General features: G+C 61.4%; 21 protein-coding genes. 15 read left to right on the top strand and 6 right to left on the bottom strand.

Annotated features, from left to right (window positions below):
• Positions 1–10 precede the first annotated feature (10 nt).
• Positions 11–1,267, top strand: a complete 1,257-nt coding sequence (locus NBH21_RS13265) for a lytic murein transglycosylase (RefSeq protein WP_425340417.1) — start codon at positions 11–13, stop codon at positions 1,265–1,267.
• 10 nt (positions 1,268–1,277) lie between these two features.
• On the opposite strand, the gene NBH21_RS13260 is transcribed toward NBH21_RS13265, so the two are convergent.
• Positions 1,278–2,906, bottom strand: coding sequence for an MFS transporter (locus NBH21_RS13260; RefSeq protein WP_250914211.1), 1,629 nt, complete (start codon positions 2,904–2,906; stop codon positions 1,278–1,280).
• Between the two features lie 262 nt (positions 2,907–3,168).
• Between NBH21_RS13260 and rimP the strand changes: the two genes are divergently transcribed.
• The 11 genes from rimP to NBH21_RS13205 all read left to right on the top strand — a co-directional run bounded on the left by rimP (position 3,169) and on the right by NBH21_RS13205 (position 16,118).
• Entirely contained in the window at positions 3,169–3,768 is a 600-nt protein-coding gene (rimP, locus tag NBH21_RS13255) for a ribosome maturation factor RimP (protein WP_163905994.1), read from the top strand.
• A gap of 59 nt (positions 3,769–3,827) precedes the next feature.
• A complete protein-coding gene (nusA, locus tag NBH21_RS13250) occupies positions 3,828–5,435 on the top strand; it encodes a transcription termination factor NusA (RefSeq protein WP_250914212.1) in 1,608 nt (535 codons plus the stop codon).
• Positions 5,432–6,124: an RNA-binding protein gene (locus tag NBH21_RS13245; protein WP_250914213.1), complete on the top strand. Its 693-nt coding sequence runs from the start codon at positions 5,432–5,434 to the stop codon at positions 6,122–6,124. Before nusA ends, NBH21_RS13245 begins: the two co-directional genes overlap by 4 nt.
• Before the next feature lie 99 nt (positions 6,125–6,223).
• Positions 6,224–8,962, top strand: a complete 2,739-nt coding sequence (gene infB / locus NBH21_RS13240) for a translation initiation factor IF-2 (RefSeq protein ID WP_250914214.1) — start codon at positions 6,224–6,226, stop codon at positions 8,960–8,962.
• A 72-nt stretch (positions 8,963–9,034) separates the two neighbouring features.
• The gene (gene rbfA / locus NBH21_RS13235) at positions 9,035–9,451 is read left to right on the top strand and encodes a 30S ribosome-binding factor RbfA (protein ID WP_250914215.1); all 417 of its coding nucleotides are present in this window, start codon (positions 9,035–9,037) and stop codon (positions 9,449–9,451) included.
• A gap of 7 nt (positions 9,452–9,458) precedes the next feature.
• The gene (gene truB, locus NBH21_RS13230; RefSeq protein WP_250914216.1) at positions 9,459–10,388 is read left to right on the top strand and encodes a tRNA pseudouridine(55) synthase TruB; all 930 of its coding nucleotides are present in this window, start codon (positions 9,459–9,461) and stop codon (positions 10,386–10,388) included.
• 155 nt (positions 10,389–10,543) lie between these two features.
• Entirely contained in the window at positions 10,544–10,813 is a 270-nt protein-coding gene (gene rpsO / locus NBH21_RS13225) for a 30S ribosomal protein S15 (RefSeq protein ID WP_250914217.1), read from the top strand.
• A 366-nt stretch (positions 10,814–11,179) separates the two neighbouring features.
• Positions 11,180–13,327: a polyribonucleotide nucleotidyltransferase gene (gene pnp, locus NBH21_RS13220; RefSeq protein ID WP_250914218.1), complete on the top strand. Its 2,148-nt coding sequence runs from the start codon at positions 11,180–11,182 to the stop codon at positions 13,325–13,327.
• A gap of 73 nt (positions 13,328–13,400) precedes the next feature.
• Positions 13,401–14,417, top strand: coding sequence for a class I SAM-dependent methyltransferase (locus NBH21_RS13215; protein WP_250914219.1), 1,017 nt, complete (start codon positions 13,401–13,403; stop codon positions 14,415–14,417).
• Positions 14,418–14,579: 162 nt separating this feature from the next.
• Entirely contained in the window at positions 14,580–15,608 is a 1,029-nt protein-coding gene (locus tag NBH21_RS13210) for an AraC family transcriptional regulator (RefSeq protein ID WP_250914220.1), read from the top strand.
• A gap of 249 nt (positions 15,609–15,857) precedes the next feature.
• Positions 15,858–16,118: a LuxR C-terminal-related transcriptional regulator gene (locus NBH21_RS13205; protein WP_250914221.1), complete on the top strand. Its 261-nt coding sequence runs from the start codon at positions 15,858–15,860 to the stop codon at positions 16,116–16,118.
• Between the two features lie 172 nt (positions 16,119–16,290).
• Here NBH21_RS13205 and fabI read toward each other — a convergent pair whose 3' ends face one another.
• Genes fabI through fabA form a run of 3 tightly spaced genes read right to left on the bottom strand, consistent with a single transcriptional unit; the run spans position 16,291 to position 18,883 of the window.
• Positions 16,291–17,097: an enoyl-ACP reductase FabI gene (gene fabI / locus NBH21_RS13200; protein WP_250914222.1), complete on the bottom strand. Its 807-nt coding sequence runs from the start codon at positions 17,095–17,097 to the stop codon at positions 16,291–16,293.
• A 4-nt stretch (positions 17,098–17,101) separates the two neighbouring features.
• Positions 17,102–18,325, bottom strand: coding sequence for a beta-ketoacyl-ACP synthase I (gene fabB / locus NBH21_RS13195; protein ID WP_250914223.1), 1,224 nt, complete (start codon positions 18,323–18,325; stop codon positions 17,102–17,104).
• A gap of 42 nt (positions 18,326–18,367) precedes the next feature.
• The gene (fabA, locus tag NBH21_RS13190) at positions 18,368–18,883 is read right to left on the bottom strand and encodes a 3-hydroxyacyl-[acyl-carrier-protein] dehydratase FabA (protein WP_250914224.1); all 516 of its coding nucleotides are present in this window, start codon (positions 18,881–18,883) and stop codon (positions 18,368–18,370) included.
• 315 nt (positions 18,884–19,198) lie between these two features.
• Between fabA and irrA the strand changes: the two genes are divergently transcribed.
• On the top strand, positions 19,199–19,615 hold the full coding sequence (gene irrA, locus NBH21_RS13185) for an iron response transcriptional regulator IrrA (RefSeq protein ID WP_250914225.1): 417 nt from the start codon (positions 19,199–19,201) through the stop codon (positions 19,613–19,615).
• Between the two features lie 80 nt (positions 19,616–19,695).
• Here the strand turns inward: irrA and NBH21_RS13180 are convergent, their stop codons facing one another.
• Positions 19,696–20,334, bottom strand: a complete 639-nt coding sequence (locus NBH21_RS13180) for a trimeric intracellular cation channel family protein (protein ID WP_250914226.1) — start codon at positions 20,332–20,334, stop codon at positions 19,696–19,698.
• A gap of 110 nt (positions 20,335–20,444) precedes the next feature.
• On the opposite strand from NBH21_RS13180, the gene NBH21_RS13175 reads away from it, so the two are divergent.
• Positions 20,445–20,918 carry a hypothetical protein gene (locus tag NBH21_RS13175; protein WP_250914227.1) on the top strand — a complete coding sequence of 158 codons (474 nt, stop codon included), beginning with the start codon at positions 20,445–20,447 and terminating at the stop codon, positions 20,916–20,918.
• Positions 20,919–20,933: 15 nt separating this feature from the next.
• On the opposite strand, the gene NBH21_RS13170 is transcribed toward NBH21_RS13175, so the two are convergent.
• Positions 20,934–21,725 (bottom strand): YdcF family protein, encoded by a 792-nt coding sequence (locus NBH21_RS13170; protein WP_250914228.1) that lies wholly within the window; start codon positions 21,723–21,725, stop codon positions 20,934–20,936.
• Between the two features lie 158 nt (positions 21,726–21,883).
• On the opposite strand from NBH21_RS13170, the gene NBH21_RS13165 reads away from it, so the two are divergent.
• Entirely contained in the window at positions 21,884–22,078 is a 195-nt protein-coding gene (locus tag NBH21_RS13165; RefSeq protein WP_163902608.1) for a hypothetical protein, read from the top strand.
• Positions 22,079–22,098: the final 20 nt, after the last annotated feature.

Below are 22,098 nucleotides of genomic sequence, written 5' to 3'. Positions count from 1 at the left end.
GAGAAACTGGATGGGCAAAAGAACCCTCTTCGCCCGCACGGCGATCATGGCGCTTACGCTTGCCTTCGCCGCGCCTGCAGTTCACGCCGCGCCGTCGAAGGCGGAGGTAGAGAAGCTGTTCCGCACATGGCTTACGAATGACCTCTGGCCCGAGGCGCAGAAGACGGGCATTTCCCGCCAGCTGTTCGACCAGGCGACCGGCGGGATTTCTCTCAAATGGGATCTTCCGGACCTCGTGCCACCGGGGACAGCACCGCCGAAGGAACAGAAGCAGAGCCAGGCGGAATTTTCCTCGCCCGGCGCCTATTTTTCCGAAAAGCGCCTGCAGGGGCTCGCCGGCACCGGTCGCAGCCTCGCGGAACGCCATGCCGCGACGCTTCGCAAGGTGGAGGCCGCCTATGGCGTGCCTGGTTCGATCATCGTCGCGATATGGGGCCGGGAATCGGGCTTCGGCAGCGCCAGGCTTCCCTATTCGGCCATCGACGTGCTGGCGACCAAGGCCTTCATGTCGACCCGCAAGGATCTCTTTCGTCGCGAACTGATCTCCGCACTGCATATTGTCGAGGGCGGCGATATCGCAGTGTCGAAGATGATGGGATCATGGGCCGGTGCGCTCGGCCAGCCGCAGTTCATGCCGACGAGTTATCTCAAATATGCCGTGGACTTCGATGGCGACGGCCATCGCGATATCTGGAACTCCGTGCCGGATAGTCTGGCGTCGATCGCCAACTATCTGAAGAAGAGTGGCTGGCAGGCGGGACGCAGCTGGGGCTACGAGGTCTCGATACCCGACGGCGTCACCTGTGCGCAGGAGGGTCCGGACCGGGCAAAGCCGCTTTCCGACTGGTCCTCGCAAGGAGTCACGCGCATCTCTGGCAAGGGCTTTCCGAAGGCCGAGCTTTCGGCGCCGACCATGATGCTGGTGCCGGCGGGAACCCACGGGCCGGAATTTCTGGTGAGCCCGAACTTCTACGTGCTCAAGGAATACAACAATTCTGACCTCTATGCGCTTTTCATCGGCAATCTCGCCGACCGGATCGCCTATGGCGGAGGCGCGTTCAAGGCGCCCTTCGGCGATGTCGGCAAGATGCTGCGTTCCGATGTTCTGGCCATGCAGCAGGCGCTTGTCGCCAAGGGCTACGACGTCGGCACGGTCGACGGTCTTCCGGGCTTCAAGACCCGGCGCTCTCTCGGGGATTGGCAGGCCAAGGCCGGCATGGCGCCGACCTGCTTCCCCGATGCCTCGCTGAAATCGAAACTGCGCTGAGCGAACGCCCTCAGTGCGGTTCGATATGGGCCTGGTGGAAAACGTCGTCGGCCGGTGGGATCGCCTGCCTTTCGATCATCCGGTGAACCCTGGGTTTGGCTTCTCCGCGATGAAGCGCCAGTAGCCGATCGCTGTTTTCCGCATCGGCATTCGTGCGCCGCTGGTTGTGGCGCACGTAATCGACCCAGGTCGGGGTGTGGTAGGTTTCCGTCCAGATATCGGGATTTTCAAGGTCTCGCATCAGCGCCCAGTTGCGGGCACCGTCGCGAATGCGGATGCGCCGCCGCTCCACCATCAAGGTGAGGAATTCCTGCAGATCAGCGTCGTGGATCTCATAGTCGATATTGATGACGATCGGGCCGCTGCGGGGACGGATGTCGAGGCTGAGCGGCGGCTCGTTGAAGCGGTTCAGCGGATCGAGATCGAGCGAGGCGAAAGCGGGCATCGGCAACCACAAGCCAATTGCAACGCCGGCGATCATGACGATGCTGGAGGCGAACAGGGCGGTGGAAATGCCCTGCCCTTCCGCCATCAGACCCCAGATCCAGCTGCCCGTCGCCATGCCGCCGAAGGTCGCGGTCTGGTAGAGCGACAGGGCCCGGCCGACGACCCAGCGCGGCGTCGAAAGCTGTACGACGGTGTTGAAGAGCGAGAGCGCCAGCACCCAGCATGCGCCGGCCAGCAGCAGCGCAAGTCCGGTCAGCAGCGCGGACCCGCTGGCGCCGATAATGGCCGCACTCAGGGCAAAGCCGGCGAAGGCGCAGCGCACGATATCCTCGCTCGACAGTATCTCGCGCAGCCGGGCGCTGGAGAATGCCCCGCCGATGGCCCCCGCCCCAAAAGCACCGAGCAGCAGGCCGTAGGTCAACGGACCGCCGGCCACGAGATCACGGGCGACGATCGGCAGCAGCGCCAGGATGGCGACTGCCGTGAAGCCGAAGATGAAGCCGCGAAACAGCACCTTGCCGAGATTTGGCGACATTGCCACGTAGCGAAGGCCCGCTGCGATCGCGCGTCCGAGTTCCTCGCGCGGAAGCGTGGACTTCGGAAGTTCGGGGCGCCAGCGGAAGAGCACGAAGATCAGGGCAAAGTAGCTCATCGTATTGGCGGCGAAAGCCGCGGCTGCGCCGGCGGCGGCCACGATGATACCGCCGATGGCGGGGCCTACGCTGCGGGTGATGTTGAAACCCATGCTGTTGAGCGCGACGGCGCCCGGCAGATCGCTCCTCGGCACCATATCGCCGACGGAGGCCTGCCAGGAGGGATTGTTTAGTGCGGTGCCGGCGCCGATCAGGAAGGTGAAGGCAAGCAGGAGCCAGGGCGTGATGAGGCCCATATAGGCGAAGGCCGCAAGCCCCGCCGACACGACGAACATGAAGACCTGGGCCGTCAGCATCACCCGGCGGCGATCGTAATTATCGGCAATGGCCCCTGAGACGAGCGAGAACAGCATGATCGGCAGCGTCGTCGATGCCTGCACGAGCGCCACCATGTTTTCCGAACTTGAGATCGACGCCATCATCCATGCAGCGCCGACACCCTGGATCAGGCCACCGAGATTGGAGGCTATGCTGGCGAACCAGACATTGCGGTAGATCGAGTGCGACAGCGGGGACAGGAAAGATCTGCGCTCGGGCACGAAGGGAACCTCTTTCGGGCGGGCAACGGGCGGTCGCCCCGGGGGATGTCATTTCCGGAAAACTGCAGGGCCGTACCTATCAGTATGCGGACGAAGCAGGTAACGGTTTGTAGCCCTTGACGGCAAAAGCTTGCAATCCCGCCAGAGCAGGCGTATATAGCGCTCAAGTTCTTGATCGACAGATGAAGAGTGGGACCGCAAGGACCCGCTCTTTTTTGTTGGCGATCGGTACCATCCAGGAGTGAGACGATTGTCCGAAAGCATGCCGATGCCGCAGGCCGGCGAAGCGCGTATCATCACCGAAACCGGGCTTGACCGGCGTATTGCCGAGATCATCGAGCCGGTGCTCGTCGCCATGGGTTTCAAGCTCGTGCGCGTCAGGCTCATGAACCAGAACGGGTTGACCCTGCAGGTCATGGCCGAGAAGAACGACGGAACGATGACCGTCGAGGATTGCGAAGAGGTCTCCATGGCGATTTCGCCGGCCCTCGACGTCGAAGATCCGGTTGACAAGGCCTATCATCTTGAGGTGTCCTCTCCGGGTATCGACCGCCCGATGGTGCGCAAGTCGGACTTCGAGCGCTGGATAGGCCATCTGCTGAAGTGCGAAACCTCGATCCTGATCGATAACCGCAAGCGGTTCCGCGGCAAGATCACGGAAGTCAGCGCAGAAGGCTTCACAATCGAACGCGATCAGGTCGCCTATGGCGAGCAGCCGCTGGTAACCGTGCCGTTCAATGCATTGGCGGAAGCCAAGCTGATCCTGACGGACGATCTGATCCGCGATGCGCTGAGAGCCGACAAGCTGGCCAAGGCTGAAGCCGCGAACCAGAACGAAAACGAAGAAGACAACGACGCTTAAACGTTTGACCAACCGCCGCGAGGGCAGGCGCCCCGGCAGGAAGACGGAGACCTAAGACAATGGCAGTCAGTGCAAACCGGCTCGAGCTCTTGCAGATCGCGGATGCGGTCGCCCGCGAGAAGGTCATCGACCGCGAAATCGTTCTCGCCGCAATGGCCGATGCGATCCAGAAGGCTGCCCGCTCGCGTTACGGCACGGAGACCAACATCCGCGCCGACATCAATTCCAAGACCGGCGAAATCCGTCTCCAGCGTCTCCTCGAAGTGGTCGACAAGGTCGAGGACTATTCGACCCAGATCGCACTTGAACTCGCCCGCGACCGCAATGTCGACGCCAAGCTCGGCGACTTCATCGCCGATCCGCTGCCGCCGATGGACTTCGGCCGCATCGCGGCACAGTCGGCCAAGCAGGTCATCGTGCAGAAGGTGCGCGAAGCCGAACGCGACCGTCAGTATGACGAATTCAAGGATCGCGTCGGCGAGATCGTCAACGGCACCGTCAAGCGCGTCGAATACGGCAACGTGATCGTCGATCTCGGCCGTGGCGAAGGCATCATCCGTCGCGACGAGATGATCCCGCGCGAAGCCTTCCGCTACGGCGACCGCGTCCGCGCCTATGTCTACGATGTGCGCCGCGAACAGCGCGGCCCGCAGATCTTCCTGTCGCGTACCCATCCGCAATTCATGGTGAAGCTCTTCACCATGGAAGTTCCGGAAATCTACGACGGCATTATCCAGATCAAGTCGGTCGCCCGCGATCCCGGTTCGCGCGCCAAGATCGCCGTCATCTCGAACGATAGCTCGATCGATCCGGTCGGTGCCTGCGTCGGTATGCGCGGCTCCCGCGTTCAGGCCGTCGTCGGCGAGCTGCAGGGCGAGAAGATCGACATCATTCCGTGGAGCCAGGATCCGGCCTCCTTCATCGTCAACGCCCTGCAGCCGGCAGAAGTCGCCAAGGTCGTTCTCGACGAGGACGCAGAACGCATCGAAGTCGTGGTGCCCGACGAGCAGCTTTCGCTCGCCATCGGCCGCCGCGGCCAGAACGTCCGCCTCGCCTCGCAGCTGACCGGCTGGGACATCGATATCATGACGGAGCAGGAAGAATCCGAGCGTCGTCAGAAGGAATTCAACGAACGCACCAACCTGTTCATGGACGCTCTCGACGTCGATGAAATGGTCGGTCAGGTGCTTGCATCGGAAGGCTTCGCCCAGGTCGAGGAAGTCGCCTATGTCGATCTCGACGAAATTGCCTCGATCGACGGCTTCGACGAAGACACCGCCCTGGAAATCCAGACGCGTGCCCGTGAATACCTCGACAAGATCGAGGCCGAAATGGACGCCAAGCGCAAGGAACTCGGCGTTTCCGACGACCTGCGTCAGATCGACGGCATGACCTCGCAGATGATGGTCGCGCTCGGCGAAGACGGCATCAAGACGATCGAGGACTTCGCCGGTTGCGCTGCTGACGATCTCGTCGGCTGGACCGAGCGCAAGGACGGCGAGACGAAGAAGTTCGAGGGCCTGTTCTCCAAGTTCGACGTCTCGCGCGCCGAAGCCGAGAACATGGTCGTACAGGCCCGCCTTGCCGCCGGCTGGATCACCGCGGAAGACCTCGCCTCCGACGCTGCCGAGGAGGAAACCGTCGAAGACGCGGAACAGGGCGAATGACCAATGCCGGCGCGCCGGACGATCTGCCTGAGGAAGACGATTTCGAAGGCTTCGACGTGAACGGCCGCATGTGCATCGTGACGCGACAGAGCGGGTCTCCCGACACGCTCATCCGTTTCGTCAGAGCTCCGGACGGCACGATCGTTCCGGACCTGAAGCGCCAACTGCCGGGACGCGGCTGCTGGGTGACGGCAAGCCGCGAGGCGATCGACAAGGCGGTGGCGAAGAAGATTTTCGCCCGCGCCCTCAAGGCGGACGTCAAGGCGGACGCCACGCTCGGCGAAACGGTTGACCGGCTGCTGGTTTTGCAGCTTGCGGGAATGATGAACCTGGCGCGCAAGGCCGGCCAGTTCATCACCGGCTCCGCCAAGGTGGAGCTTGCGGTGCGCAGTGGCGAGGCGCTGGCGGTGTTCCATTCAGGGAATGCCGCAGCCGATGGAGTGAGAAAAATCGACCAGGCCCGGAAGGCCTGGCACCTCGGAATGGGAACGGAAGCGGAGATTCCCGCCTTCCATCTGCTTTCCGGGGCGGAATTGGAAGAACTGATGGGCCAGAATGCGTTTATCCATGCCGCGGCGCTTGCAGGGCAGGCGGGTGAGGGTGTAGTGAAGCGCGCAAACCTGCTTGAACAGTACCGCACAGGCGGCCTGTCCCAGAAAAAGGATGTCGTTGACATGCCGAAGCAATGACGCGGTCACCGGCCTCAGCCGGACGCTTTATCGGAATATACGAATTGAACGACGAGGTCTGATGCGCCGCATCCGTCCTTGTGCAAGGAACGGAACGGAATGACCGACAACAAAGACGACAAGACACTCAGCGTATCGGGTAAGAAAACCCTCACCCTGAAACCCTCAGGCGTGACTCAGGGTACCGTGCGCCAGGACATGGGTCGCGGTCGAACCAAGGCCGTCGTGGTTGAGACGCGCAAGCGCCGCCCGACCCGTCCTGAGGACGAGAAGGTCGTGACTCCGGTCGCGCCAGCACCGGTTCGCGCACCCGAGCCTCCGCAGGCGCCGGTTGCCCAGGCTCCGCGTCCGGCCCCCGCTCCGGCACCGCAGCAACAGACGCGCGTTCATCAACCCACTCCCAGCAATCATCAGCCGCCGCGCTCTCAGCAACAGCCGTCACGGCCGCAGCAGCCGTCGCGCGCACCGGAGCGTCCGCGCGGCAACGTGCTTCACGACCTGTCCGCCGGCGAGATGGAAGCCCGCCGCCGTGCGCTGATGGAAGCGCAGGCACGCGAAGTCGAGGAAGCCAAGCAGCGCGCAGCCGATGAAGCCCGTCGCAAGGTGGAAGAAGAAGCTCGCCTCAAGGCTGAAGCTGAAGAAGCCGCGCGTCGCGCAGCCGAACCCAAGCCGGTCGAACCGGCTCCCGAGCCGGTATCTGCGGCAGAGCCCACAGCAGTCGCCAGCGCGCAGCCGGCAGCGGCAGCACCCGCTGCTCCCGCAGTGGCAGCGCCTGCACGGCCCGCACCTTCCACGACGCCAGGTCAGCCCTCGTTCGTCCGCGGCCGCAAGGGCGCAGACGAAGATGAAGATCGCGGCGGCGCGCGCGCTGCTCCCGGACGTGGCAAGATTGCCGTTCCGGCTCCCGCAAAGGTTCCGCCTCGTCCGAAGGGCGAGGAAGATCGTCGCCGTGGCAAGCTGACCGTTACCACTGTCAGCGAAGACGATGAGGGCGGTGCACGCGGCCGCTCGATGGCCGCCATGCGCCGTCGCCAGGAAAAGTTCCGGCGCAGCCAGATGCAGGAAACCCGCGAAAAGGTCATGCGCGAAGTCATCCTGCCGGAGACCATCACCATTCAGGAACTGTCGCAGCGCATGTCCGAACGTGCCGTCGATGTCATTAAGTACCTGATGAAGGAAGGCCAGATGATGAAGCCGGGCGACGTCATCGACGCCGACCTTGCAGAACTCATCGCCAGCGAATTCGGCCATACCGTCAAGCGCGTTTCCGAATCCGACGTCGAGGAAGGCATCTTCAACGTTGCCGATGACGAAGGCGAACTGCTGCCGCGTCCGCCGGTCGTGACCATCATGGGTCACGTCGACCACGGCAAGACCTCGCTGCTTGATGCGATCCGCCACGCCAACGTGGTGGCCGGCGAAGCCGGCGGCATCACCCAGCATATCGGCGCCTATCAGGTCGAGCAGAACGGTCAGAAGATCACCTTCATCGACACGCCTGGCCACGCTGCATTTACTGCAATGCGTGCCCGTGGTGCGCAGGCAACCGACATCGCCATCCTCGTGGTTGCGGCCGACGACAGCGTCATGCCGCAGACGATCGAATCGATCAACCACGCCAAGGCAGCCGGCGTTCCGATCATCGTGGCGATCAACAAGATCGACAAGCCGACCGCAGACGCACAGAAGGTTCGCACTCAGCTGCTGCAGCACGAAGTCTTCGTCGAATCTATGGGCGGTGAAGTTCTCGACGTCGAAGTTTCGGCGAAGAACGGCACCAATCTCGACAAGCTTCTCGAAGCAATCCTGCTGCAGGCCGAAATCCTCGACCTGAAGGCCAATCCGAACCGGACGGCCGAGGGCACGGTTATCGAAGCCCAGCTCGATCGCGGTCGCGGCTCCGTTGCCACGGTCCTGGTTCAGAAGGGTACGCTTCGTCCGGGACAGATCATCGTCGCCGGCGACCAGTGGGGCCGCGTTCGCGCGCTCGTCAACGACAAGGGCGACCACGTCAAGGAAGCCGGCCCGGCCATGCCGGTCGAGGTGCTCGGTCTTTCCGGCACGCCGGCGGCCGGCGACCGGTTTGCCGTCGTTGAGAACGAAAGCCGCGCCCGCGAGATTTCCGAATATCGCCAGCGGCTTGCCCGCGACAAGGCAGCGGCTCGCCAGTCCGGCTCGCGCGGTTCGCTCGAGCAGATGATGACCCAGATGCAGGCTTCCGGCCTGAAGGAATTCCCGCTGGTCATCAAGGGCGATGTGCAGGGCTCGATCGAAGCCATTATCGGCGCGCTTGAAAAGCTCGGCACCGACGAAGTGCGTGCCCGCATCGTCCATTCGGGCGCCGGCGGCATCACCGAGTCGGATATCTCGCTCGCCGAGGCATCCGATGCGGCGATCATCGGCTTCAACGTCCGCGCCAATGCGCAGGCACGTTCGTTCGCCGAGCGCTCGGGCATCGAAATCCGCTACTACAACATCATCTACGATCTGGTGGATGACGTTAAGGCAGCGATGTCGGGCCTTCTGTCACCGGAACGCCGCGAGACCTTCCTCGGCAATGCCGAAATCCTGGAGGTGTTCAACATCACCAAGGTCGGCAAGGTCGCGGGTTGCCGCGTCGTCGAAGGCAAGGTCGAGCGTGGTGCAGGCGTTCGCCTCGTGCGCGACAACGTGGTCATCCACGAAGGCAAGCTCAAGACGCTCAAGCGCTTCAAGGACGAAGTCTCGGAAGTGCCGGTCGGCCAGGAATGCGGTATGGCCTTCGAGAATTACGAAGACATCCGCGCAGGCGATACGATCGAGTGCTTCCGCGTCGAGCATGTGACGCGGTCCCTCTGATCGGATAAACTTGATCGATGGACGGGCGCTGGATAGAAGGTCCGGCGCCCGCATCTGTTTGGGGCGAGAAAAATGGCAACAAGATCCACATCATCAGCACCTTCGCAGCGCATGCTGCGTGTCGGCGAGCAGGTGCGCGCCGCAATTACCCAGGTCCTGCAGCGTGGCGAAGTGCGCGATGCGGTGATCGAGAAGACGGTGATTTCGATTTCGGAAGTGCGCATGTCGCCCGACCTGAAGATCGCGACCGCCTATGTGACGCCGCTCGGCGTCACCGATCATCAGGCCGTCATCGACGCATTGAACCACAATGCGAAATACATTCGGGGCCGACTTGGCTCCCAGCTCCGGCAGATGAAATACATGCCGGAAGTGCGCTTCCGTGACGATACGAGCTTCGACAACTACAAGAAGATCGATGAGCTTTTGCGCTCTCCCGAAGTGAGCCGTGACCTCGGCCACGCCGACAGCGACGACGAACAAGAATAAGGCTCTAATGTCCAAACCCCGCAAACCCAAGGGCCGGCCGGTTTCCGGCTGGCTTATCCTCGACAAGCCTGTCGATTTCGGCTCGACCGAAGCCGTTTCCAAGATCAAGTGGCTGTTCAATGCCCAGAAGGCCGGGCATGCCGGTACGCTCGATCCGCTCGCTTCCGGCATGCTGCCGATCGCGCTCGGCGATGCGACCAAGACCGTTCCCTATGTGATGGACGGTCGCAAGATCTACGAATTCACCGTCACCTGGGGTGAAGAACGCTCGACCGACGATCTCGAGGGCGAGGTAACCCAGTCCTCCGACGTTCGTCCGACGGAAGAGGCGATCCGCGCGCTGCTGCCGAGCTATACCGGCGTGATATCGCAGGTTCCGCCACAGTTTTCCGCGATCAAGATCGCCGGCGAGCGGGCCTATGACCTGGCCCGCGACGGCGAGACGGTCGAGATCCCCTCTCGCGAGGTGGAAGTCTTCCGGCTGACGCTGATCAGATGCGACACGGACCGCGCATGGTTTGAAGTCGAATGCGGCAAGGGCACCTATGTACGCTCGCTTGCCCGCGATTTCGGCCGGGAACTCGGCTGCTACGGCCATATCTCGGAGCTGCGCCGCAGCTTCGTGGCACCCTTCGCCGAGGAGACCATGGTTCCGCTCGCCGAACTCGTGGCGTTCGAGAAGATCGAGGATCGCGACGAACGGCTTGCCGCACTGGACGCCTTCCTCATCGATACCGGCGAGGCCCTGTCGGGGCTCCCTCATGTCGCCATCACGGAAGACCAGGCCCATCGCCTGCGCATGGGCAATCCGATCCTGCTGCGGGGCCGCAACGCTCCGGTCAGCGAGGCGGATGCCTTCGTCACCTCTGGTGGCAAGCTGGTGGCGATCGGTGAGATTGGTGAAGGCGAATTCCGCCCACGCCGTGTTTTCACGTGAATCGGGCACGAATCAAAGAACGCTTTCAATTGCGAGCCGAATGAGCTATAGGCACGCCCAGCATGGCGGCGAGCTGCCTGCTCCTAACGGCCGACGCTGGACGACATCCCGGCATCAGGCGACCCGTTTTCTCCTATTCATAGAAAGGACATACGATGTCGATTACCGCAGAGCGCAAGAGTGCCCTCATCAAGGAATACGCAACCAAGGAAGGCGACACTGGTTCGCCGGAAGTTCAGGTTGCCATCCTGACCGAGCGCATCAACAACCTCACCGAGCACTTCAAGGACCACAAGAAGGACAACCACTCCCGTCGTGGCCTCCTGACGCTCGTGTCGAGCCGCCGCTCGCTTCTTGACTACCTCAAGAAGAAGGACGAAGGCCGTTACACCAAGCTGATCGCCAGCCTGGGTATTCGCCGCTAACAGCTTCCGGCGGACCTTCCTCGGAACGGTCCGCCGGTTTCTTTTCGGGAGAACTCCCGATGGTTCCGCAAAGGGCGAGGCGCCCGGCTGGACCGAACGCATGGCGGACCGGATGGGCCGGTGCTGCCAGAACCAACCGATGACCTGTCATGGGGCAGGATTGCCGGACGCTTTGGCCAGACGACCCTGGCGGCGAGACAAAAAGCCGGAAGGTTTCACGTCCCGCAATCGGACCCCCTCCCTCGGAGGGAAGACCGAAACGAAAGCTTCCCGCTGTCTTGCCCGTGATAAGTCACATTCTCACGGCCGCGCACGCCCTTTCGGGCAGAGCATTAAAGCCCGCGGTCCGTCGAAGAAGGACAAGACATGTTTGATATTCATAGCGTCGAAATCGAGTGGGCCGGTCGCCCGCTCAAGCTCGAAACCGGCAAGATCGCCCGTCAGGCCGACGGCGCGGTCATCGCCACCTACGGTGAAACCGTGGTTCTCGCCACCGTCGTTTCCGCCAAGGCGCCGAAGCCGGGCCAGGATTTCTTCCCGCTGACCGTCAACTACCAGGAAAAGACCTATGCCGCCGGCAAGATCCCGGGCGGTTATTTCAAGCGCGAAGGACGCCCGTCGGAAAACGAAACCCTCGTCTCCCGCCTGATCGACCGTCCGATCCGCCCGCTCTTCCCGGAAGGCTACAAGAACGACACGCAGGTCGTCGTCACGGTCATCCAGCATGACCTCGAAAACAACCCGGACATCCTGTCGATGGTCGCCACTTCGGCTGCGCTGACGCTTTCCGGCGTTCCCTTCATGGGTCCGGTCGGCGGCGCGCGCGTCGGCTACATCAACGGCGAATACGTGCTGAACCCGCATCTCGACGAGATGGACGAAAGCTCGCTCGACCTCGTCGTCGCCGGTACGCAGGACGCCGTTCTCATGGTTGAATCCGAAGCCAAGGAGCTTCCGGAAGACGTCATGCTCGGCGCCGTCATGTTCGGTCATCGCGGCTTCCAGCCGGTCATCGACGCGATCATCAAGCTCGCCGAAGTCGCCGCCAAGGAACCGCGCGAATTCGAACCGGAAGATTATTCCGAACTTGAAGCCGAAATGCTCAAGATCGCCGAAGCCGAACTGCGCGATGCCTACAAGATCACCCAGAAGGCCGACCGCTACGCAGCCGTCGATGCCGTAAAGGCCAAGGTCAAGGCGCACTTCACGCCGGCAGAAGGCGAAGAAGCCAAGTACACGGCAGAAGAAATCGGCTCCGTCTTCAAGCACCTGCAGGCGAAAATCGTCCGCTGGAACATTCTCGACACCAAGAGCCGTATCGACGGTCGCGATCTGGAGACCGTTCGCGCCATCGTGTCGGAAGTCGGCATTCTGCCGCGCACCCATGGTTCGGCCCTGTTCACCCGCGGCGAAACCCAGGCGATCGTTGTTGCGACGCTCGGCACCGGTGAAGACGAGCAGTATGTCGACAGCCTGACCGGCATGTACAAGGAACGCTTCCTTCTGCATTACAACTTCCCGCCCTACTCGGTCGGTGAAACGGGCCGCATGGGCTCTCCGGGCCGTCGCGAAATCGGTCACGGCAAGCTCGCATGGCGTGCTATCCGTCCGATGCTGCCTTCGGCCGAACAGTTCCCCTACACGTTGCGTGTCGTTTCCGAGATCACCGAGTCGAACGGCTCGTCCTCGATGGCAACCGTCTGCGGCACCTCGCTCGCTCTCATGGATGCAGGCGTTCCGCTCGCCAAGCCGGTTGCCGGTATCGCCATGGGCCTGATCCTCGAAGGTGACCGCTTTGCGGTTCTCTCCGACATCCTCGGTGACGAAGACCACCTCGGCGACATGGACTTCAAGGTTGCAGGCACTGCCGACGGCATCACCTCGCTGCAGATGGACATCAAGATCGCCGGCATCACCGAAGAGATCATGAAGGTCGCGCTCAGCCAGGCCCAAGGCGGTCGCAAGCACATCCTCGGCGAAATGGCGAATGCGATCTCCGAAGGCCGTTCTCAGCTCGGCGAATTCGCTCCGCGCATCGAAGTCATGAACATTCCGGTCGACAAGATCCGCGAAGTCATCGGCTCCGGCGGCAAGGTCATCCGCGAAATCGTCGAAAAGACCGGCGCAAAGATCAACATCGAGGACGACGGCACCGTCAAGATCGCATCCTCTTCGGGCAAGGAAATCGAAGCCGCCCGCAAGTGGATCCATTCGATCGTGGCCGAGCCGGAAGTCGGCGCCATCTATGAAGGCACGGTCGTCAAGACCGCCGACTTCGGCGCCTTCGTCAACTTCTTCGGTTCGCGTGACGGTCTGGTCCACATCTCGCAGCTCGCTTCCGAGCGCGTTGCCAAGACCCAGGACGTCGTCAAGGAAGGCGACAAGGTCTGGGTCAAGCTGATGGGCTTCGACGAGCGCGGCAAGGTTCGCCTCTCCATGAAGGCCGTCGATCAGGCGACCGGTAAGGAAATCGTCGCCGAGAAGAAGAAGGACGAGGGCGAAGCCGCCGAATAAGCGGCCCCTCACCTCCGGAACAAGGCGCGGATACCTGTCCGCGCCTTTTTTATATGCTTGAAGGACCATTGCCATGAGCCAGGAATCGCTCAAGACCCTTTTCCATCCCTTCGCGTCCGGCGTCCTCGAACAGCCGGAGCAAGGCGCTCGCTACCTTTTTCTGGGTGCCGAGGCTGGTTTCGCCAAACCGACCGAATTTCCCGCCACGCTGAGCTGCGTCCAGGGGTTTCGCGGCGAATTCCTGAAACTGCAGGCAGCTCACCTCGATCCCCAACCGCAGGCTGAGGGCGAGGATTTCGACGGTGCGCTCATCTTGTTCGGCAAGCATCGCGGCGAGAATGAAGCCCGTGTCGCTGAAGCACTTTCCCGCGTGAAACCCGGCGGCCAGATCGTCATCGGCGGCGGCAAGGAAGATGGCGTGCAGCCGATGCGCAAACGCCTCTTCGGGCTGGGTCTCGAAGTCGAGCATATGCCGAAATATCACGGCGTGGCCCTGTGGTTTAACGCCCCCGCCGACGCGAGCGCGCTCATCGCCTCGCTGAAGCCTGCGGAAGTCGTGGTCGAAGGCCGCTTCAGGACCGTGGCCGGCATCTTCTCCCATGACCACGTGGACGATGGCTCGGAGCTTCTGGCATCGCGCCTGCCCAGCGACTTTGACGGCAATGCCGCCGATTTCGGCGCCGGCTGGGGCTATCTCTCGGTGATGCTGTCGGAGCGCTCGTCCCGGACCGCGCGTATCGACCTTTTCGAGGCCGATCACGCGGCGCTGGAATGCGCCAAGGCGAACCTGGCTGCCATCCGCCCGAATCTCACAGCCCGCTTCTTCTGGCAGGATCTGACCCGCGAGCCGCCGAAGGAGAAATACGACCTCGTCATCATGAACCCGCCCTTCCACCAGGGCCATGCGGCAGAACCGAGCCTCGGTCAGGCAATGATCGCCACCGCCGCGCAGGCGTTGCGGACGGGCGGCACGCTGCTGATGGTCGCCAATCGCGGCCTGCCCTATGAGCAGACGCTTGCGGCCAACTTCCGCGAACATGGCGAAACCTGCCGCAACGCGCGCTTCAAGGTTCTCTGGGCCAAGCGCTGACGCACGCCTAACCTGCCAGATATCGAGAGGTTCAAGCGACCCGGCCGGCTTTTGCAGGCCGGGTCGTTGTCATTTTGCGTCGTGATGACACTCACTCGACAAACCCGCAGACGTCACTTAACCTTACGCGACATTCTATTAGCGTCAGGCGCCAATCCGTCAATGTCGAGTAAAAGTCTAACCGACGAACTGACTACGGTAGCGGGCGTCGCGTCTGCGGTCGCGAAGCATGCCATGAGCTACGGCATCGACATTGCACCCATCTGCAAGGCGCTGGAGATCGATCCGGAGAGCTTCCAGTCAGTCACCAGCCGCATCAGCATCGATCGCCTGTGCAGGCTTTTGGAGGCCTGTGCGCTGCTTGCCAATGACGATGCCTTCGGGCTGACCTGCGTGCGCAATTTCGTCGCCGGCGCGAGCGGTCCTTTCGGCTACGGCGTGATGTCGGCGCCGACCGGACGAGACTTCGTTCACTTCGTCAAGGAACACACCCAGTATGTCACGCATACGAGCTACTGCCATCTGGAGTTCGACGATCGCGGTGCGCGGCTGACCTGGACTTTCGCCCCCGTCATCGTCAAGCGCGACCAGTATGTCGACATGGCGCTTGGCTTGTTGATGCAGCGGGCACGCGATATCACGGGACAGGCGAATGAGATTATCGAGATCGAGCTGGAACGTCCGAAACCGAAACAACCACACCTTTTCAGGGAGTTGCTTGCCCGCAAGGTCAGTTTCGAGTGCCGGTTCAATTCTATCCGCTTCAGCAACGCCTTCCTCGAGGCCCGCAATCCCAAGGGCGACAGGCGCCTCTACGAGCTGATGGACCTGCAATGCCGCGCCATGCGGCCCGAGCCGACGCTGCTCGACAGCGATTTCATCGATCAGGTTCGGAAATACCTGTTCCTGCATATTTCCGAGCAGAGCTTCGCGCTTGCGGAGATCGCCCCCTATTTCGGCCTCTCGGAGCGAACCTTCCAGCGCAGGCTCGCTGACCATAATACGAACCTCAACGAATTACGCGACGATGTTCGCCGCGACATCAGCCATAGCCTGCTGACGACCAGCGACCTGCCTATTTCGGAGATCTGCTACCGTCTGGGTTATTCGGCGCCGAGCGCCTTCACCCGTTCGGTAACCCGCTGGTTCGGTGTCACTCCGAGGGACCTGCGGGAACAAAAGAGCGCCTGAGCGGGGAGCCTTCCGCGGCCCATAAACATGGCCTCTTGACAAAATCCGGATACTCGGAAGAAATAACCTCAAGAGGCGAATTCCAACAACAGATCTTCGATTGAAAATTGACTGGCCGGTAAAATATTTGGCGGCCAGCGCGAATTACTTTTTCCAATTCTCTCAGTATATGACCCGCCAACAGAGCGGGCACGGAGTAGTATTGCCATATGCCCAGATCGAAAATTCCATCCTGGTTTTCAAGACATCATGACAAAGCTCAAAGCCTCCGGGAGCGAGCCCCGTGATGGGGCCGTCCTCAGCAGACCTGAAATACAATGTCTGACGCTAGTTGCCGAAGGAAAGCGGCTGCTGGATATCTGCAATCTTCTGGTTCTGGCGGAAATTCAGGTCGAGGACCTGCTTCAGTCGGCGCAGCAGAAGCTCGGTGCCCGTAACCGCATGCATGCGGTCAGCCTGGCGATGCTCGCAGGCGCAATTCGGCATGAAACCCATTCGAAACCGGAGTAAGCCGGGAATTTCCCGGTTGGCGGACCCTCCGTTTTCAGGCCTGACGCGACACTTCGCGTCAGGCCTTTTTCTTTGTCCGCTAAAGCACTTCCGGCGAAAAAACGGAATCGCCTTCAATGCTCTATCTTTTTGTCTTGACGCAAAACCGCTGCGCGCTTTTGCGGGAATTGCTCTATTCGCTGTCGGCGCCGCGAAGCACTTCAAGCGTCGGCAGGGACGTGATGTTGTAGCCTCCGTCCACATAGTGGATTTCACCGGTCACACCGTTCGACATGCCCGAAAGCAGGTAGAGAGCCGAACCGCCGATATCCTCGATGGTCGGCGTGCGACGCAGGGGCGCGTTCTTCTGGTTCCACGACAGGATGGCACGCGCATCGGAAATGCCGGCACCGGCAAGCGTACGAACAGGGCCTGCGGAGATGGCGTTGACGCGAATGCCCCGCGGACCGTAATCACCAGCCAGATAGCGCACGGAAGCCTCGAGAGCCGCCTTGGCGACACCCATGACGTTGTAGTTCGGAATGACCCGCATCGAGCCGCCATAGGTCAGCGTCAGCATGCTGCCGCCGTCCGTCATCAGTTCGGATGCCCGCTTGGCGATCTCGGTGAAGGAGAAGCACGAGATCACCATGGTGCGCGTGAAGTTGTCTCGCGTGGTGTCGGCATAGAGGCCCTTCAGCTCGTTCTTGTCGGAGAAGCCGATGGCATGAACGATGAAATCGATCTTGCCCCAGCGCGCCTTCAACTCGGCGATGGCGGCATCGACGGAAGCCAGATCCTCAACATCGCACGGCAGGATAAAATCCGAGCCAAGTTCAGCCGCCAGAGGCTTGACGCGCTTGCCTAGCGCCTCGCCCTGATAGGTGAAGGCGAGTTCCGCGCCAGCACCTGCCAGCGCCTGGGCAATACCCCAGGCAATCGAATGGTTGTTCGCGACCCCCATGATGAGGCCGCGTTTGCCCTGCATGATACCGTTCATATTGTCATCCATTGTAGCGCTGGAACACCAGGGTGGCGTTGGTGCCGCCGAACCCGAAGGAGTTCGAAAGAACGGTGTCGATCTTGGCATTGTCGATACGCTTGCGGACGATCGGAACGCCGTCGAATTCCGGATCGAGTTCGGTGATGTGGGCGCTTTCGCCGATGAAGCGCTCCTGCATCATCAGCAGGCCATAGATCGATTCCTGCACGCCTGCAGCACCCAGCGAATGGCCGGTCAGCGACTTGGTCGACTGGATATGCGGAATCTTGTCCCCGAACACTTCGCGGATGGCGCCGATTTCCTTGCTGTCGCCAACCGGGGTCGAGGTGCCGTGGGTGTTGATGTAGTCGACATCGCCCTTCACCGTGGAGAGCGCCTGCCGCATGCAGCGGATTGCGCCTTCGCCCGACGGGGCAACCATGTCGTAGCCGTCGGAGGTGGCGCCGTAACCGGTGATTTCGGCGTAGATTTTGGCGCCGCGGGCCTTGGCGTGCTCCAGCTCTTCCAGAACCAGAACGCCTGCACCACCGGCAATGACGAAACCGTCACGCGTGGCGTCATAGGCACGCGAGGCGGAAGCCGGCGTGTCGTTGTACTTCGAGGACATTGCACCCATGGCATCGAACAGGTCAGACATCGACCAGTCGAGATCTTCGTGGCCGCCCGCAAATACCATGTCCTGCTTGCCCCACTGGATCATCTCGGCGGCGTTGCCGATGCAATGCGCCGAGGTCGAGCAGGCCGACGAGATCGAGTAATTGACACCGTGAAGCTTGAACCAGGTGGCAAGCGTTGCGGATGCAGTGGAGGACATGGCCTTCGGCACGGCGAACGGGCCGATGCGCTTCGGGCTCTTGTTCTGCCGGGTAATATCGGCGGCCTCGACGATGGTGCGGGTGGATGGACCGCCCGAACCCATGATGATGCCGACGCGCTCCTTCTGGGCATAGTCGGCCTCTTCGAGACCGGCATCGGCAATCGCCTGCTTCATGGCGACGTGGTTCCAGGCGCCACCCTGCGACAGGAAGCGCATGGCGCGACGGTCGACGAGTTCGGTCGGATCGAGAGTGGGCTTGCCCCATACGTTGCACTTGAAGCCGTGTTCGGCGAAGTCCGGCGAAAAGGTAATGCCGGATTTCGCGTTGCGCAGCGATTCCGTGACTTCAGCAGCATCACTTCCAATGGAGGACACGATGCCAAGACCCGTTACAACTACCCGTCTCATCTCTCAGACCTTCTTGTTATCATGATTGGACAGAGCCTGCTTTCAGGCCGTCTTATCCTTCGACAGACCCACGCGAAGGTCCGTTGCCTGGTAAATGGTTTCGCCATCGGCCTTCAGCCAGCCATCAGCCGTACCGAGCACAAGACGGCCGCGCATGACCCGCTTGAAGTCGATGCCGTATTCGAGAAGCTTGGTGTGCGGGCGAACCATGCCCTTGAACTTCACTTCGCCAGTCGAAAGCGCCATTCCGCGGCCTTCCTCACCAAGCCAGCCAAGGAAGAAGCCGGTCAGCTGCCACATACCGTCGAGACCGAGGCAGCCGGGCATGATCGGATTGCCCTGGAAGTGACAGGGGAAATACCAGTCGTCCGGGTGGACATCATACGCGGCGCGGATAAAGCCCTTATCGAAGGCGCCGCCCGTTTCGGAAATCTCGGTGATGCGATGAACCATCAGCATCGGCGGCAGGGGAAGCTGGGCGTTGCCGGGGCCGAAAAGTTCGCCGCGACCGCAGGACAGGATTTCTTCGTAATTATAGCTGGACTGTCTTGGTTTCATCTCTTCTTCTTCTTCCTCCCTGAGCTTCACGATGGCGGACCCTTAGAGCAAGATAGGGACAAATTGAAGTCCCACAATAGCCGTGATGCAATCGTCCGGAGTTGTCAGACTCTCCTACGACGCCGGCCCCGTCCGCCGTCGCATACAGCATGACTTCGGCAACGACCAGAGAGAAAAGCCGCAAAAGGCTGGTTTTGCGGCTGTTTCTCATGCCGCGATGCCGCGGACACTATTGAAAGGACGAGCCTTAAAAGTTATATCCTTGATCAACGTCAGAGGATTGACAGGCGGAAAACTCGGAGTTCGTCGGTAACGATGGCTGAATACGGTGTGAGCACGGAACTGAAACTACGTCGCTCGGGCTTGCGCCCGACGCGTCAACGTATCGCATTGGCCAGTCTTCTTTTCGCCAAGGGCGACCGTCACCTGACGGTCGAGGAACTGCATGAAGAAGCGATTGCCGCAGATGTGCCGGTGTCGCTGGCAACCGTCTACAACACGCTGCATCAGTTCACCGAGGCCGGCCTCATCCGCGTTCTCGCGGTGGAAAGCGCCAAGACGTATTTCGACACCAATACGTCGGACCATCATCACTTTTTCGTGGAAGGCGAGAACGAGGTTCTCGATATCCCGGTCAACAACATCTCCATCGACAATCTCCCCGAGCCCCCGGAAGGCATGGAGATCGCCCATGTCGACGTAGTGATCCGCCTGCGTCCGAAGAGCCGGTAATTCTGTCCCCTTTCGATGGAAGACGTCTCGCGGCGGCCCAGGGCCGGCGCCTGTATTCTGTGTGCCCCTGAACAGCCAAACTATTTCATCACGTCATCGGGCGACCGGCCCGGACGGGAATTGGGACGGGGCAGTGACCAGCCAAACCACAGCGCTCCGCCGCGGATGGCGAAAGCCGTCAGCGCGCCGAGAACCGACGCCGTGAGAGGACCAAGATCGAACTCTGTCGCGGCAGTGAAGACCGTGGCGCCGACGAGCGCTGCGGTGACGTAGATTTCCGGCCGCAGGAGAACCGAAGGCTCGCCTGCGATGATATCGCGCAGGATGCCGCCGCAGGCGGCCGTCAATGTGCCGGTGACGATCGCGACCGTCGGCGATCCCGTCGCCACGTAGCCCTTCGCCGCCCCCATGACGCAGTAGGCCGAAAGACCGATGGCATCCAGCCAGACCAGCAGGCGATAGCGCGATTCGACCATGTGGGCGGTGAAGAACACCAGCACGCCGACCGAGGCGCACACCAGCACGTAATCCGGGTTGATGACCCAGAAGACCGGCAGGCTGCCGAGCACCACGTCGCGCATCGTGCCGCCGCCGATACCTGTGACCAGCGCCAGGAACAGAAAGCCGATCAGGTCGAGTTCCTTGCGCGAAGCGGAGAGCGCCCCTGTCGCCGCAAAAACTGCAACACCCGCATAATCGAGAAACCCCAGCAACGACATGAAAAGCCTTTCCGCCCGATGTGATCAAGAATCCGCCGCAAGCGTCAGTGTCGCGCAAGCAGACCCTGCGAGGATGGCCGCGACATTTCCATCTCGCCGGGACAAACGACGTGAAATACCTGTTGCTTGCCACATTGCAAATCGCCCTCCTGCTTGCCGCGCCTTCGGCCTCCTTCGGTCAGCAGCAGCTTATCAGCGATCCTGAAATATACGAGAAGGAGCACTTCAAGAAGCGGTGCGAAACAGTCGAGTACGGCCCCGGCTTCATGGACCGGATCGACATCAACAACGACACCCTCATTGATGCCGTGGTCAACGAGGGCGATATCACGTGCGACGGAACACGCGGCCCTGACTGCACGGCGGACGGCTGCCCTCACAATTTCTATCTGCAGGTCAAGGAAGGCGGCTACTTCATGATCGCCACCGCCCAGATCTACGGCTACGACTTCATCCAGCGCTTCGGCAACAAGGTCTTCATTCTGAAGATGCATCCTCGCTTCTGCGACCGCACCGACAGCGAGCCCTGCCAGATGACGGTGCGGGTGCGCGGCACCAAGTTCCTGACCATTTCCAAGAAATAGCTCCAGCCACCCTCATCATGGCGCGGGATAGAGCGTATCGATCCGGCCGGCCATGTAATAAGCGGCAAGGCCGATCCATTCGCGCACAGCGGTCGATGTCTGCTGGGTGTTGAGGGTCGGCTGGGTGAAGTCCAACGTCAGGTCGAGCTTACCGCTGGTACGGTAGTCAACCGGCCATGGCGTCACCGCTATCCCCGCCTTGCGAAACAGGCCGACGGATCGCGGCATGTGAAAGGCCGACGTGATGAGCAGGCAATCGCTTAGCCCATTGGCCTCGAGCACATTGCGGCTGAAGGCCGCATTCTCGAAGGTGGTGCGCGAATCTCTTTCGGCAATCAGCCTGTCAGCAGGAATTCCGAAAGCGGAGAAGAAGCGCAGCGATGCTGCGGCATCGCCCTCATAGGCCCCACTCAGCGAACCGTCTCCACCGGAAACGAGGATCTTTGCCTGCGGATAAGCCATGGCAAGCCGCAAGGCCTCTACGAAGCGGTCGGCGGCCTGATTGAGGTCGATACCACCCCTGCTCGTCGTCACCTCCGTCTCGAAAGCGCCGCCCAGAACGATCATGCAGGAAAGCGTGTCCGGATCCGCCTGCGGCCGGGGGAAGCGCGCCTCCAGCCCCTGGAGAGCATAAGAGCCGGCCGTGCTGAACAGCACCACAAAGAGAATCACGCCCGCCGCAAGGCTCAGAGCCTGTCCCGTCCTGCGAAGGCAGAAAAATTGGGCAAGCACGGCTGCGAGAATGGCGAAACAGGCAAGGGACAGCGGCTGGGCAAGCATCCAGAAAAGCTTGGAAAGAACGAACATCGGGTCTCCTCAAGGATCAACCCGACATACAGGCGATAGTCTGCTCCGACAATGCTCCGTATCCGCCACTTCAATCGAAGACAGCTTCGCTCAAGGCAATCACCCTAGGGCTCTAATATACATAGATACGGACATAAAAGACTGAATTTGGAGGCCGCATGCGCTTCGCAATCGACATTATCGACGAGGCAGGAAATAACCGGATCTATATCGGCGAGCCCCTTGGACTCGCAGGTGACAAACTGCGGGTCCAGCTTCGGGACGGCGAAGCGATGTTCGATGTCGAGCGTATCGCAGACTGGTTTCAGATCGACCAGATCGAGGGCAAGGGGCGCGGAGAGTTGTTCTGCTGAAAATGCCGCCGATTGTGCAA

It is taken from the genome of Ciceribacter sichuanensis (assembly GCF_024055605.1).
In the GTDB taxonomy this organism is placed as follows: Bacteria; Pseudomonadota; Alphaproteobacteria; order Rhizobiales; family Rhizobiaceae; genus Allorhizobium; species Allorhizobium sichuanense.
This window is presented reverse-complemented; position numbering and strand designations above follow the sequence as displayed.